Here is a 13,445-nt window from a genome sequence, read left to right as displayed (position 1 = left end):
GCATGCGCGCGCGCTTCGTCCCTCCTCTCATCCTGGTGCTGCTGCTGGTCATCCTGCAGTGGCAGCTGTGGAACGGGCGCGGCAGCGTGCGCGAGGTCGCCCAGCTGAGAACCCAATTGGGCGACCAGAAGGATGCCAACGCCAAGGCCGTGCTCAACAACGAGCGGCTCGCGTCCGAAGTCAATGACCTGAAAGACGGTCTCGAAATGGTCGAGGAGCGCGCCCGCGCGGAACTCGGCATGGTCAAACCGAACGAAGTCTTCGTGCAGATAGCGCGCTGATCCTTTCCTTCGCCGCTTCTCGATGCCAGAGCTTCTCTCGGCCTCCGCCTTTGCGCTGTGGGGCTCTCCCGTCACGTGGCTCGAACTGGTCGCCGCCGTGCTCGCGCTCGCGATGGTGGGCTGCAACATGCGCGAGATCCACTGGGGCTGGCCGCTGGCCATCGTCAGCTCGTTGCTCTACGTGGTGGTGTTCGCCAACGCGCGCATCTACGGCGATGCGGCACTCCAGGTCTTCTTCGCTTTCGTCGCCCTGTGGGGCTGGGCGCAATGGCTGCGCGGTTTTCGCGCCGACGGCAGCGCCTTGCGCGTCAGCCGGCTGTCGCCGCGTGGCACCGCCTGCGCCTTCGTGGCCTGCGCCATTGCGTGGCCCGTGGTCGCCCTCTTCCTGCGTCGCTTCACCAACACCGACGTGCCCTGGTGGGACGGCTTCGTCACCGGCCTGAGCCTGGTCGGGCAGTTCCTGCTCGGGCGCAAGTTCATCGAGAACTGGCTCGTGTGGCTGGCGGTGAACATGGTCAGCGTGGGCCTGTTCATTCACAAGGGCCTGTGGCTCACGACGGGGCTGTACGCGGTGTTCGCCGTGCTCAGCGTGGCCGGCTTCCTGGCATGGCGGCGACGCCTGCCAAAGGCCGCCACGAAGGCGATACCCGCATGACACCGAACCTGCCGACCGGCTGCGTCATCGCGCTCGTGGGTGCCGAGAGCACCGGCAAGACCGAGCTCTCGCGCGCCATCGCGCAGCGCCTGCAAGACCGCGGCATGCCCGTCACGCTCGTGGGCGAGTACCTGCGCGAATGGTGCGAGCGCGAAGGCCGCACGCCGCGCCCCGACGAGCAACAGGCCATCGCCGACGAACAGAGGCGTCGCATCGATGCCGCTGCCGCCACCGGGGTGGTCGTGGCCGACACCACGGCGCTCATGACGGCGGTCTACAGCGAGCAGCTGTTCGCCGACACCTCGCTCTACGACAGCGCCCTCGCCGCACAGCGGCGCTACGCCATCACCTTGCTCACCGCGCTCGACCTGCCCTGGGTGGCCGACGACATGCGCGACGGTCCGCATGCACGCCAGCCGACCGACACGCTGGTGCGCGCGGCGCTCACGCGCGCCGGGCTCTCGTATGCGGTGGTGCACGGCAACGGCGGTGAGCGGCTGGCGAATGCATGGAACGCGATCAACACCATCGCCGGCAACGAAGGCCGTGCCCACACGCGCACCCGCCGCGATGCGAAGCCCGCCTCGTGGACATGGCCTTGCGAGAAGTGTTCCGACCCGGAATGCGAACATAAGCTTTTCAGCGACCTGATGGCGCGCCGCGACCCGTCCTGAGACTTTTGGTTCGCAGGTGCTCGCGCGCCCTCTCCCCTTCACCGGAGACCCGATGCCCGTTTCGATTGCTGCACGCCTTGCCTCGCGCGCTCCCGCCGCCTTCTTCGCTCTGCTGCTGGCTGCTGCCGGCGCCGTGTCTGCAGCCCCCGTTGCCGCCACGGTCGAGAACGCCACCACCCCCACGGCCTGCGCCGAGGAAGACAACGTGTCGATGGTGCTGCGCGGCGATGGCATCCGCCGCATGCGCATCGAAGCGCTGCATCCGAGTTACCTCGGCAGCATCGGCAACGACGTCACCGCGCCCGATTTCTCGAACTGCAATTTCGACGGCGGCGCGCACCCCACCGACCCGGCGCACCGGTTCAAGAAGCGCACCGTCGTGCTGCTCGACAACGCGCAGTGGCGCATCGTCGGCATGACGCTGCCCACCTTCTGGCGACCGGCGCGCGTGCCCGTACAGGTCGGTGCGCGGCACGACCGCGGCTTTCACCTGCTGCAGGTGTTCAAGAAGGAGAACGGCAAGGCGCTCGAGGCCATCGTGCTCTACCCCTCCGACGGCTACTGGCGCCTCAAGCCGCTGCCCGAGGCCCGCTTCGGCGATGGCGTGTACGGCTCGTCGTTCCTGCTCGGCCCGGTCGAGCAGGCCGGGCGGCCGGTGGTGAACATCGCGTCGATTCGCGTCGTGCAGCAGCCGCTCGCCATCCATCTGAACTTCGCCGACGGCGGCAAGGCCGTGGCGCGCGTGACCGAAATCAGCCGCACCCGCACTGCGCTCGACGTGACGCTCTCCCAACCCACGGCGAGCGCCAAGCAGCCTTTCGCGGTGCTGCGTTCGATGTACGTCACGCCCGACAACGCCGACATGAACGAGGTGCGCTGGCAAGCCTCGCCGCAGGCCGTCGAACAGGTGCTGCCGCTGCCCGAGGTGAAGACGCTGAACGCCACGCAGGTGCGCTTCGGCCGCAGCCTGCCTTCGAAGCACAACACGAGCGCGCCCGACATGGCGTTCAGCGGCTTCGACAGCGAAGCACGCTGATCGCAGCCCTAGCCCGCGCGCCGCACCTCGCCGGGCGTGACGCCCAGGCTGCCTGGGACCCGGACGGCGAGCCCGAGAGTTCGATGGCCACTTGCGCGGGCTCGGGACGGCTGTTCGTGAAGCAGGCGCGCGAGGCGCAACTCGACGCGGCCTTTCCGGATTTCCTGATGGGGATGTTCGATCGCGCACTGCGCGCGGGCCTGGGCAACGAGCGCCTGGCCGCGATGGTCAAGGTGCTGCGGCAGCCGCAGCCGCAGCCCGCTTGAACCGCGTCGCGCTTACTGGACGACCGGGCTGCCCGGCAGCTGGTCGCTCGGCGGCTTGAACAGCTGCGCGGTGTCGATCGCGTCGAAGCGGTACTGCTTGCCGCAGAAGTCGCAGCCGACCTCGATGTCGCCGCGCTCGGCGAGGATTTCCTCGGCCTCTTTCACGCCGAGCCCGCGGATCATCTGCGCCACGCGCTCGCGGCCGCAGGTGCAGGCGAAGTGCGGGCCGAGCAGGCCGGCCTGCGGTTCGAAGCGCAGCAGCTTCTCCTCCCAGAACAGGCGGCGCAGGATGGTCTCGATGTCGAGCGTGAGCAGCTCGTCGCGCGTGAGGCTCGACGCAAGGATCGAGATGCGGTTGTATTCCTCGTTGCGGCCGATGCGGTCTTCGCTGGCCTGGTCGCGGTCCTTGTCGGAAGTGCCTTCGAGGTTGCCCTCGCCCTTCACCGGCAGGCGCTGGATCAGCAGGCCGGCCGCCACCTTGTCGTCGGCCGCGAGCACCAGCGTGGTGTCGAGCTGCTCGCTTTGCAGCATGTAGTGCTGCAGCACGTCGCTGAGCTTGCCCAGCTTCTGGCCGTCGTCGCCGAACAGCGGCACGACGCCCTGGTACGGCGTGGCGCCCGGAAGCTTGTCCTTCGGGTCGAGCGTGATCGCGCAGCGGCCCTTGTTGTTGACGTTGACCATGTCGGGCAGGCGCGCGTCGGCCGGCAGGTCGCCGATCACCTTGGCGGTGGCGCGCAGGCTCAGGTCGGGCTTGGCCTCGGCCACGGCCACCTTCACGGGGCCGTCGCCGAAGATCTGCAGGATCAGCGCGCCGTTGAACTTGATGTTGGACTGCATCAGCGTGGCCGCAGCCGTCATCTCGCCGAGCAGTTCGGCCACCGGCGGCGGGTACGGGCCGGTGGCGGTGTTGGAGGCGCGCCGCGCAAGGATCTCCTGCCACGCATCCGTCAGGCGCACGATCATGCCGCGCACCGGCAGGCCATCGAACAGGAATTTGTGCAGCTCGCTCAAAACGGAATCTTTCTCTCAGTGCCTGCGCGGGTCAGGCGATTTTCTTGAGGCCCTTCGCGAAGCGATGGGCGTTTTCGACGTAGTGCTCGGCGCTTTGCCGCAGCTTGGCGGCGGCGGCATCGTCGAGCGTGCGCACCACCTTGGCGGGTGAGCCGATGATGAGGGAATTGTCGGGAAACTCCTTGCCCTCGGTCACGACGCTGCCGGCGCCAACGATCGAATTGCGGCCGATCCTGGCGTTATTCAAGACCACGGCCTGGATGCCGATCAGCGAGTTGTCGCCGATGGTGCAGCCGTGCAGCATCACCTGGTGCCCCACCGTCACGTTGTCGCCGATGGTCAGCGGGCAGCCGATGTCGGCGTGCAGCACCGACAGGTCCTGGATGTTGCTGTTGCGGCCGATGGTCAGCACCTCGGTGTCGCCGCGCAGCACGGCGCCGAACCAGACGCTCGCGTTCTGCGCCAGTTCGACGTTGCCCATGACCTGGGCGCTGTCCGCGACCCATGCACCTTCGCCAAGGCGCGGGGCCACACCATCCAATTCATAAATCGCCATCGTGGTTGTCTCCGGAGGGGCAAAACTAGAATTGTAGGGATGCACCCCCGATTGAGCGCGCTGGCCGCGCTGCGCCTGACAGACCCCGACGCCAAGGTAGCGGCAACACGCGCCACAGCTGCACAGGCAGCTACCGTTTCCATAGCACTCGAGCCCCTGCGCACGCCCGGCGACGATGTGGACGTGCCGGGGCGTCCCGAGCGCCCGCTGCGCGTGGCCGCCACCGCCGTGCAGAAGCGCTCGCCCTTCACGCCCGAAGGCCGCGCCGCGCTGATCCATTCGATCTGCCACATCGAGTTCAACGCAATCAACCTGGCGCTCGATGCCGTGTGGCGCTACGACGGCATGCCCGAGGCCTACTACCGCGACTGGCTGCGCGTGGCCGACGAGGAGGCGCAGCACTTCACGATGCTGCACACGCACCTGCAGGCCATGGGCTGGCGCTACGGCGACTTTCCGGGCCACGACGGCCTGTGGAACATGTGCGAGAAGACGAAGGACGACGTGCTGGCGCGCATGGCCCTGGTGCCGCGCACTCTGGAGGCGCGCGGGCTCGACGCCACGCCGCTGATCCAGTCCAAGCTCAAGCGCGTGAACACGCCCGACGCGCTGCGTGCGGTGGAAATCCTCGACGTCATCCTGCGCGACGAAGTGGGCCACGTCGCCATCGGCAACCACTGGTATCGCTGGCTGTGCGAGCGCGCCGGAATCGACGCCGAAGCCAACTACCCGGCCCTGGTGGCGCGCTACGACGCGCCGCGCCACAAGCCGCCCTTCAACCTCGAAGCCCGCAGCCGGGCGGGCTTCAGCCCCGCAGAGCTGCAGGCGCTGACCGATTCCCGCCCCGAATGATTCTCGTGATGACCGATGTGATTTCCGACCAGACCTGGTCACGCGCCGAACTGCAGGCTGGCCTGCAGGGCCGCGACACGCCGCCGCACTTCGAACGCTGCCACTTCGACGAGGCCGACCTGTCGCGCCTGGACCTGCGCGGCGCTCAGTTCACGCTGTGCAGCTTCGCCGAAACCTCCTTCGACCGCGCGCAGCTGGCCGACACGCGCTGGGTCGGCTGCCGCGCGCGCCAGGCCGACTTCGGCCTGGCCGACCTCACGAACGCGCGCTTCCAGGATTGCGACCTGAACAACACGCAGTGGGCGCGCGCCAAGCTGGCCTCGGCGCTCTTCACGGGCGTGAAGCTCACGGGCGCGCACCTCGGCGAGGTGTCGGCGCTGGGCGTCGTGTTCAAGGATTCGCTGCTGGTCGACGCGCACCTGCGCGGCCTGTCGTTCCGCAAGCAGACGCTCGCGCAGCTCGACCTCTCGGAGGCCGACCTGTCGGGCTGCGACTTCCGCGAGACCATCTTCGAAGGCGGCAGCCTGCGCAACGCGCACCTGACGCTCGCGCGCTTCGAAGGCGCCGACCTGCGCGACGTGGACCTGGGCGGCCTGCGGCTGGCCAACGCCGCGCCGTTCAAGGGCGCGACCATCTCCCACCGGCAGGCCGCCGCGCTGGTCGAGGAACTGGGCCTGCGCGTCGTCTAAGTCGCGGGAGGGTCAGGACGTCGCGGTGCGGCTGTGCACCACCAGCTTCGGCGTGAAGTACTGCAGCACCTCGCCGCGCTGGTTGCGCGTCTGGCAGCGCATCGTGACCATCGCGCGGCCGGGCTTGGAGCGCGAGGGCGTGATGTCGACCACCTCGCTCAGCACATGCAGCACGTCGCCAGGGCGCGTGGGCTTGGGCCACTGCAGCTCGCCGCCCGAGCCGATGATGCCGTCCGCCAGCGGGATGCCGCTGTCGACCAGCAACTTCATCGTGAGCGCCGCCGTGTGCCAGCCACTTGCGGCCAGCCCGCCGAAGAAGGTGCGCTTCGCGGCCTCGTCGTCGAGGTGAAAAGGCTGCGGGTCGAACTGCTGCGCGAAGGCCTTGATCTGTGCCGCGTCGAGCAGGTGTTCGCCGCTCTGGAAACGGTCGCCGACCTTCAGGTCTTCGAGATACAACAGCGTGGCCATGGGAGTCTCCTTGTTACGTTGCCCGTCATTCTCGGGCGATCAGACGCGCTCGAGGATGGTCGCAATGCCCTGCCCGCCGCCGATGCATTGGGTCGCGAGCGCATAACGGCCGTTTTCGCGCGCCAGCAACGAAGCCGCCTTGCCCGTGATGCGCGCGCCGGTGGCGCCCAGCGGATGGCCGATGGCCAGGCCGCCGCCGTCGAGGTTCACGGTGGCCGGGTCGAGCCCGAGGTCGCGGATGCAGGCCAGCGCCTGCGACGAAAAAGCTTCGTTGATCTCGACCACGTCGAGGTCGGCCACGCTCAGGCCCGCGCGTGCGAGCGCCTTGCGCGTAGCGGGAATCGGACCGATGCCCATGACGGCCGGGTCGACGCCCACGGTCGCGAACGAGCGGATGCGCGCCAGCGGCTTCAGGCCGTGCTTCGCGGCGAAGGCGTCGCTGGTGACCAGCACCACGGCCGCGCCGTCGGTCAGCGGCGACGAGGTGCCGGCCGTGACCACGCCATCAGCGCGAAACGCGGGCTTGAGATTGGCCAGCGCCTCGGCCGAGGTCGAGGGGCGGATGCAGCCGTCGGCATCGATCACTTCACCGGAGGCCAGGCGCACCGGCACGATTTCGCCGGCCAGCCGGCCCTGCGCGCGCGCTTCGGTCGCCTTGCGGTGCGACTCGACGGCCAGCGCTTCCTGGTCGGCGCGGCTCACGTTCCAGCGCTGCGCGACGTTCTCGGCGGTCTCGCCCATGGAGATGTAGGCGTCAGTGTTCGCCAGCAGCTCGGGGCTGGGCGAGAAGTTGAAGCCGCCCTGCGGCACCATCGTCATCGACTCCACGCCCACGCACAGGAAGGCGTCGCCCATGCCCGCCTCGATCTGTGCGGCGGCGATGTGCACGGCCTGCATCGACGAACCGCAGAAGCGGTTCACCGTCATGCCGCCCACTTCGTGCGGCAGCCCGGCCAACAGTCCGACGATGCGCGCGAGGTTGTTGCCCTGCGAGGCCTCTGGATAGGCGCAGCCCAGGATGATGTCTTCGAGCAGCGCGGGGTCGAGGTCGGTGCGCTGCAGCAGGCCCTGCACCACGCCGGCGGCGAGCGTGTCGGGGCGCACTTCGGCCAGCGCGCCCTTCTTCGCGAAGTGGAACGGGGAACGGGCGTAGGCGGAAATCACGGCTTTCATGAGAACACTCCTTGGAGAAAAACTACCTTCCAATCGGTAGGCTTCAGGGGTCAAAAAAAGGCACGCCTCGCGTGCCGTGGTGAAACGGATCGGTCAGTCGAGCGGCAGTGCGCGCCTCAATTGCGCGATGGCGTCGTCGAAGTCTTCGACGCGGCCCGTCATGCGCGACGCGAGCAGCGCGCCCTGGCACGACGAGAACACGAAGGCCGCGAGCGAGGCCACGGGATTGTCTTTCTGCGCCTGCGCGGGCACCAGCGCGCCAAGCACGCCGGTGAGCCACATCACCTGCGTGTGGCGCAGGGCCTGCACGGCCTGGCGCAGGTCTTCGTTGATGCAGTCCCAGCCCGGCGCCAGCGCGCCCGCCGGGCACAGGCCCGAGCCGGCCTTCAGCGTGTTGCGGTACATGCGGAAATACGATTCGAGCGCGTCCTTGGGCTCGCGCGCACGCGCCGCCACCCAGTCCTTGAAGCCCTGCGTGGCGCCCTGGATCACCGCGATGCCCAGCGCTTCCTTGGTGGGAAAGTGGTGGTACAGGCTTGCCTTGCGCACGCCCACCGCGTTGGCCACGTCCTGGAAGCTGAAGCCCAGGTACGAACGGGTTTCGATGAGCCCGCGCGCCACCGCGAGGATCTGATCGCGGGTGCCGCCGGGGGCCAGGGTGGAAGCGTCGTGCATCTACCTACTATAAGGTAGGCAAACCCGTCCCTGCAAGCGCCGGGGTCAATCGGCCTTGATGCCCGCGGCCTTCACGATGCGGCCGTTGCTCTCGAACTCGCTGGCGATTTCCTTGGCGAAGGCGGCCGGCGTGCCCGGGGCAGGCACGTTGTCGGTGGCCGTGAGCTTGGCGCGCAGCTCGGGACTGGCGAGCGCCTTGTTGATCTCGGCGTTGTACTTGGCCACCAGCGCCGCGGGCGTGCCCGCGGGCGCGAAGACGCCGAACAGCGAATGGATGTTGGCCGCGCTGTAGCCCAGCTCGGCCAGCGTGGGCACCTGCGGCAGGCTCTCCAGGCGCGCGGGCGCGCCCGCCGCCAGCGGGCGCAGCTTGCCCGACTGGATGTGCGCCGACAGCGTCGGGCTGGCGTTGGTCGACAAAATTTCGAACTGCCCGCTCAGCGCATCGTTGAGCTGCTGGCCGCCGCCCTTGTAGGGCACGTGCGTGATGTCCACGCCGGCCGCCGCGCGCACCTGCTCGAGCACGATGTGGCCGAGCGAGGCCGGCCCCGACGTGGCCCAGCGCACCGCGCCGGGCTGCGCCTTGGCTTCCGCAATCAGCGCGCGGAAATCCTTCGCCTTGCTGGCGGGCGTGGCCACCAGCAGCACAGGCGAATACATCACGCTGGCCACCGGCACGATGTCCTTCAGCGGGTCGAACGGCAGCCTGCCCAGGTGCGGGCTCAGCACCAGCGGGCTGATGGCCGAGAAGCCCAGCGTCGCGCCATCGGGCGCAGCCTTGGCCACGGCGTCCATGCCGATGGCGCCGCTCGCGCCCGCGCGGTTGTCGACGATCACCGTGGCGCCCAGTTGCGTGGCGAGCCGGTCGCCGAGCGCGCGGGCGACCACGTCGCTCACGCCGCCCGCCGGGTAGGCCACGATGAGCCGCACGGTGCGCGGCACGGTCTGCGCGTGCGCGCCGCTGGCCGCGCACAATGCTGCGGCGGCGAGCAGCCGGGTCGTGGTGCGGCGCGAGTGCTTGGAGGCGGCGAGGAAGTTCATGGTGTCAATGAGAAACATGCGTCGAAGGAAAAGAAGATCGGTCAGTCCAGCTGCAGCTTGCGCTCGCGGATCAGCCTGGACCATTTCTCATTGTCCGCCTTGACGAAAGCCGCAAACGCCGCCGGGCCGAGCGGATGCACCTCGGCACCGGCCGTTGCGAACTTGGCCTTGATCTCGGGCGTCGCCAGGGCCTTGGCGAGTTCAGCCGACAGGCGATCAACCACGTCCTTCGGCATGTTGGCCGGGCCGACCAGTCCCTGGAAGCCGACCGACTCCATGCCCGCGAGGCCCAGTTCTTTCACCGTCGGCACATCGGGCAGCTGCGGGTCGCGCACCGGACCGGTCACCGCCAGCGCCTTGAGCTTGCCGCCCTTCACTTGCGGCAGCAGCACGCTGCCTGCGTCGATGAGGATCTGCGTCTGCCCGCCGAGCAGGTCCTGCACCGCGGGCGCGCTGCCCTTGTACGGCACGTGCGTCATGTCCAGGCCCGTCACCTGGTTCATGAGCTCGCCGTTGAGGTGCGTCGAGGTGCCGTTGCCGCCCGAGGCGAAGTTGACCTTGCCGGGCTGGCCTTTGGCCCATGCCACGAACTCCTTGAGGTTCTTCGCCGGATGGTCGGGCCGCGTCACCGCGATGTAGCTGCCCTGGCTGATCTGGCCGATGTAGGTGAACTGCTTGATCGGGTCGTACGGTGGCTTGCTCTGCAGGTACGGCGCGATGGCGAAGGGGCCGGTGTTGGCCAGCAGCAGCGTGTAGCCGTCGGCCGGCTGGCGCGTGAGCTCGGTGGCCGCGATCATGCCGCTGGCGCCCGGCTTGTAATCGACCACCAGCTGCTGCTTGAGCGCTTCCTGCAGCGGCACCTGCACCGTGCGTGCCGCGAAGTCGATGCCGCCACCGGGCGGGTAGCCGACGATCAGGCGGATGGGCTTGGCGGTCGGAAAGCCCTGCGCGAATGCGGCGCCGCCCACGGCCAGCAGTGCGGCCGCGAACAGGGTGGTTGCTGTCTTCTTGTTCATGAAGGGTGTCTCCTGCTTTTTGTGGAAAACCGCGCGTCCTCAGCCGCGCGGATGGTGCTGCGCGTGCAGCTGCTTCAGGCGCTCGCGCGCCACATGCGTGTAGATGGTGGTGGTCGAGATGTCGGCATGGCCCAGCAGCAGCTGCACCGCGCGCAGGTCGACCCCGTGGTTCAGCAGGTGCGTGGCGAAGGCGTGGCGCAGCGTGTGCGGCGACAGCGGCACATGGATGCCTGCAGCCGCGGCCTGCTTCTTCACGATGACCCAGAACATCACGCGCGTCATGCCCGCGCCGCGCGCGGTCACGAACAGGTCGGGCGTCTGCTGGCCGTCGAGGATCACGGGGCGCGACTCCTCCAGGTAGCGCTCGATCCAGCGCCGCGCCTCGCCGCCGAAGGGCACGAGGCGTTCCTTGTTGCCCTTGCCGAGCACGCGCAGCACGCCGTCGTTGAGGCTCATGTCGATCACTTTCAACGCGACCAGTTCGCTCACGCGCAGGCCGCTGGCGTACATCAGCTCGAGCATCGCGCGGTCGCGCAGGCCGAGCGGGCTCTGGACATCGGGCGCGGCCAGCAGGTCGTCGACCTGCTTCTCGGACAGCGTCTTGATGGCGCGCGGCATCTGGCGTGCGGGCATGAGGCGGATGCTCGGATCGGCCGTGATGCGGCGCTCGCGCAGCGCCCAGCGGTAGTAGCGCTTGAACACCGTGAGCCGCCGGTTCGCCGAGGTCGCCTTGCCCTTGGTGGACAGGCGCACGCCCATGTAGGCCTGCAGGTCGGTCTCGCGCGCGGCATCGAGCCCCATGCCGCCCCGCTGTTCGCGCAGCCACTGCGCGAACAGCGCGAGGTCGCGGCGGTAGGCGGCCAGCGTGTTCTTCGACAGCCCGTCCTCGAGCCAGAGGGCGTCGATGAAGGTGTCGATGTCGGCGGTGGGGGGAGCGGCGGCGGCCTCGGTCATGCGGTGCAAGATAACAAAAGAAAAAGCCGCCCGGAACGCGGGCGGCTTTTGTGGGGGAGCGAAGCCGGTCAGTCGAGCTTGAGGTTCTGCTTCTTCACGACCTGCTTGTAGACGTCGAACTCGGCCTTGATCTGCGCCGAGAACTGGTCGGGCGTGTTGGCCACGATCAGCGAGCCGGTGTCTTCGATGCGCTTCTTCACGGCCGGATCTTCCACCGCCTTCTTCACGCCGGCGTTGATCTTGTCGACCACTTCCTTCGGCAGGCCCTTCGGGCCAAGGATGCCGTAGTAGGCCATGCGGTTGACCGGCTCCAGGCCGACTTCCTTGAAGGTCGGCACGTTCGGCAGGCCGGCCACGCGCGTCGGGGCCGACACCACGATCGGCACCAGGCGGCCGCTCTGGATGAAGGGCATGGCCGAGGGCAGGTTGTCGAAGATGATCGGCACCTGACCGGCCACCACGTCGTTCAGCGCCGGGCCCGCGCCGCGGTACGGGATGTGCGTGACGAAGGTCGTGGTCAGGCTCTTGTACAGCTCCATCAGCAGGTGGCCAATGCCGCCCGTTCCCGACGAGGCGTACGAATACTTGCCCGGGTTCTTCTTCAGCTCGGCCACGAACTCGGCGTAGTTCTTGGCGGGGAAGCTCGGGTTCACGGCGATCACGTTCGGCGTGGCCGCGATGTTGATGATCGGCGTGAAGTCGGTGATCGGGTCGTACGGCGTCTTCGGGTTGATGGCCGGGTTGGCCGCCGTGCTCGACACCGTCGCCACGCCCAGCTTGTAGCCGTCGGCCGGCGCGCGCGCGGTTTCGGCTGCGCCCACGATGCCGCCGCCACCGGCGCGGTTGATCACCACCACGGGCTGGCCCAGCACCTTGCCCAGCGGATCGGCGATCACGCGCGCCACGATGTCCGTCGTGCCGCCGGGTGCGAACGGCACGCTCAGTTCGACCGGCTTGGTGGGATAGCCCTGCGCAAAACTCTGACCTGCCACTGCGACCAGCGCGGCGGCGCCCGCAAGCGCGCTCCATTGACGACGTTGCATCGATAACTCCTTGACTAGACGGGACCGGCCGGGGCCGGAAAAAAGCGAAGCCCGGATGCTAGCGGGTCGGGGCGTTCCGTCATGCTGTGGAATACCCACGGTTGTGCCGGTTTATGCTCGAAGCGGTGAACTACGCGCAGCTGCTCTTCCCCGACTTCTCCCTCATCGCCATCGGCTGGCTCTTGTGCCGCTACACCGCGCTCGACCGCCGCGTATGGGACCAGGTCGAGAGCCTGGTGTATTACTTTCTATTTCCCGTCCTGCTGTTCCATTCGATCGTGCGCAGCCCGCTCGACTTCGGTGCGACCTCGAGCCTGCTGACCGCGGGCGTGGGCGTCGGGCTGGCCGGCATCGCGATGGCCTATGCCCTGCCCTTCGTGCCGGGCCTGCGCTCGCACATCGACCGCCACGACCACGCCGCCAGCGCGCAGATCGCGTTCCGCTTCAACTCCTTCATCTGCCTGGCGCTGGCCGAGCGGCTGGCCGGGCCCGAGGGCCTGCTGCTGATTGCGGTGCTGATCGGCGTGTGCGTGCCGATGTTCAACATCGCCGCCGTGTGGCCGATGACGCGGCACGCGCAGACCGGCTTCGTGCGGCAGCTGGTGCGCAATCCGCTGATCGTGGCGACGCTGGCGGGGCTGCTGGCCAATGTGCTGGGGCTCACGGTGCCTGGCTGGTTGACGCCGACGCTCACGCGGATCGGGGCTGCGTCGCTGGCGTTGGGGCTGCTGGCGGCGGGGGCGGGGATGCAGTTCGCGACGTTGGGGAGGGGGAAGGTGTTGGCGGTGTCGGTGCTGGCGATACGGCATTTCTTCTTGCCGCTCGTGGCTTGGGGGTTGTCGCTTGCACTGAAGCTGGACGCTACGCAGGCTTCGGTGTTGATGGCTTTTTCTGCTGTGCCTACGGCTTCCAGTGCTTATGTGCTGGCGGCGCGGATGGGATACAACGGGCCGTATGTGGCGGGGCTGGTCACGCTGTCTACGATCTTGGGGGTGATTAGCTTGCCGTTTGCGTTGGCTCTGCCTCGGTAGTTGCCGCGTGGTCGTAGGACGTTCCGA

At 68.4% G+C, this 13,445-nt stretch carries 17 protein-coding genes; 8 read left to right on the top strand and 9 right to left on the bottom strand.

Going from position 1 to position 13,445, the window contains the following annotated elements:
- The first annotated feature begins 2 nt into the window (after positions 1-2).
- The 5 genes from ftsB to ASD34_RS24255 all read left to right on the top strand — a co-directional run bounded on the left by ftsB (position 3) and on the right by ASD34_RS24255 (position 2,912).
- A complete protein-coding gene (gene ftsB / locus ASD34_RS24275; protein ID WP_056583242.1) occupies positions 3-281 on the top strand; it encodes a cell division protein FtsB in 279 nt (92 codons plus the stop codon).
- A gap of 22 nt (positions 282-303) precedes the next feature.
- Positions 304-936: a nicotinamide riboside transporter PnuC gene (pnuC, locus tag ASD34_RS24270; protein WP_056583239.1), complete on the top strand. Its 633-nt coding sequence runs from the start codon at positions 304-306 to the stop codon at positions 934-936.
- On the top strand, positions 933-1,610 hold the full coding sequence (locus ASD34_RS24265; protein WP_056583237.1) for an AAA family ATPase: 678 nt from the start codon (positions 933-935) through the stop codon (positions 1,608-1,610). Before pnuC ends, ASD34_RS24265 begins: the two co-directional genes overlap by 4 nt.
- Before the next feature lie 52 nt (positions 1,611-1,662).
- Complete coding sequence (locus tag ASD34_RS24260; RefSeq protein ID WP_056583235.1) at positions 1,663-2,646, top strand: hypothetical protein; 984 nt, start codon at positions 1,663-1,665, stop codon at positions 2,644-2,646.
- Between the two features lie 83 nt (positions 2,647-2,729).
- Positions 2,730-2,912 (top strand): hypothetical protein, encoded by a 183-nt coding sequence (locus tag ASD34_RS24255; RefSeq protein ID WP_056583232.1) that lies wholly within the window; start codon positions 2,730-2,732, stop codon positions 2,910-2,912.
- Between the two features lie 12 nt (positions 2,913-2,924).
- Here the strand turns inward: ASD34_RS24255 and ASD34_RS24250 are convergent, their stop codons facing one another.
- Together ASD34_RS24250 and ASD34_RS24245 are read right to left on the bottom strand one after the other, a co-directional pair.
- Positions 2,925-3,923, bottom strand: coding sequence for an Hsp33 family molecular chaperone HslO (locus ASD34_RS24250; protein WP_056583230.1), 999 nt, complete (start codon positions 3,921-3,923; stop codon positions 2,925-2,927).
- A 31-nt stretch (positions 3,924-3,954) separates the two neighbouring features.
- The gene (locus ASD34_RS24245) at positions 3,955-4,479 is read right to left on the bottom strand and encodes a gamma carbonic anhydrase family protein (RefSeq protein ID WP_056583228.1); all 525 of its coding nucleotides are present in this window, start codon (positions 4,477-4,479) and stop codon (positions 3,955-3,957) included.
- 39 nt (positions 4,480-4,518) lie between these two features.
- Between ASD34_RS24245 and ASD34_RS24240 the strand changes: the two genes are divergently transcribed.
- Together ASD34_RS24240 and ASD34_RS24235 are read left to right on the top strand one after the other, a co-directional pair.
- Positions 4,519-5,331 carry a ferritin-like domain-containing protein gene (locus ASD34_RS24240; RefSeq protein ID WP_056583226.1) on the top strand — a complete coding sequence of 271 codons (813 nt, stop codon included), beginning with the start codon at positions 4,519-4,521 and terminating at the stop codon, positions 5,329-5,331.
- Between the two features lie 8 nt (positions 5,332-5,339).
- Positions 5,340-6,020 (top strand): pentapeptide repeat-containing protein, encoded by a 681-nt coding sequence (locus ASD34_RS24235; RefSeq protein ID WP_056583492.1) that lies wholly within the window; start codon positions 5,340-5,342, stop codon positions 6,018-6,020.
- Between the two features lie 12 nt (positions 6,021-6,032).
- Here ASD34_RS24235 and ASD34_RS24230 read toward each other — a convergent pair whose 3' ends face one another.
- From ASD34_RS24230 to ASD34_RS24200, 7 genes are all read right to left on the bottom strand, one after another.
- Positions 6,033-6,488, bottom strand: coding sequence for a MaoC family dehydratase (locus ASD34_RS24230; protein ID WP_056583224.1), 456 nt, complete (start codon positions 6,486-6,488; stop codon positions 6,033-6,035).
- Between the two features lie 39 nt (positions 6,489-6,527).
- Positions 6,528-7,661: a thiolase family protein gene (locus ASD34_RS24225; protein ID WP_056583222.1), complete on the bottom strand. Its 1,134-nt coding sequence runs from the start codon at positions 7,659-7,661 to the stop codon at positions 6,528-6,530.
- A gap of 93 nt (positions 7,662-7,754) precedes the next feature.
- The gene (locus ASD34_RS24220) at positions 7,755-8,336 is read right to left on the bottom strand and encodes a TetR/AcrR family transcriptional regulator (protein WP_056583221.1); all 582 of its coding nucleotides are present in this window, start codon (positions 8,334-8,336) and stop codon (positions 7,755-7,757) included.
- A gap of 45 nt (positions 8,337-8,381) precedes the next feature.
- On the bottom strand, positions 8,382-9,374 hold the full coding sequence (locus ASD34_RS24215) for a Bug family tripartite tricarboxylate transporter substrate binding protein (protein ID WP_056583489.1): 993 nt from the start codon (positions 9,372-9,374) through the stop codon (positions 8,382-8,384).
- A 41-nt stretch (positions 9,375-9,415) separates the two neighbouring features.
- Positions 9,416-10,390 (bottom strand): Bug family tripartite tricarboxylate transporter substrate binding protein, encoded by a 975-nt coding sequence (locus ASD34_RS24210; protein WP_056583219.1) that lies wholly within the window; start codon positions 10,388-10,390, stop codon positions 9,416-9,418.
- Positions 10,391-10,429: 39 nt separating this feature from the next.
- Positions 10,430-11,344, bottom strand: coding sequence for a site-specific tyrosine recombinase XerD (gene xerD, locus ASD34_RS24205; RefSeq protein WP_056583217.1), 915 nt, complete (start codon positions 11,342-11,344; stop codon positions 10,430-10,432).
- 68 nt (positions 11,345-11,412) lie between these two features.
- A complete protein-coding gene (locus tag ASD34_RS24200; RefSeq protein ID WP_056583215.1) occupies positions 11,413-12,387 on the bottom strand; it encodes a tripartite tricarboxylate transporter substrate binding protein BugE in 975 nt (324 codons plus the stop codon).
- A gap of 113 nt (positions 12,388-12,500) precedes the next feature.
- On the opposite strand from ASD34_RS24200, the gene ASD34_RS24195 reads away from it, so the two are divergent.
- Positions 12,501-13,418, top strand: a complete 918-nt coding sequence (locus ASD34_RS24195; RefSeq protein WP_056583213.1) for an AEC family transporter — start codon at positions 12,501-12,503, stop codon at positions 13,416-13,418.
- Positions 13,419-13,445 lie beyond the last annotated feature (27 nt).

The organism is Variovorax sp. Root473 (assembly GCF_001426505.1).
Lineage (GTDB): Bacteria > Pseudomonadota > Gammaproteobacteria > Burkholderiales > Burkholderiaceae_C > Variovorax.
The sequence above is the reverse complement of the archived record's forward strand: the minus strand, read 5'-3'. Positions and strand labels throughout refer to the sequence as shown.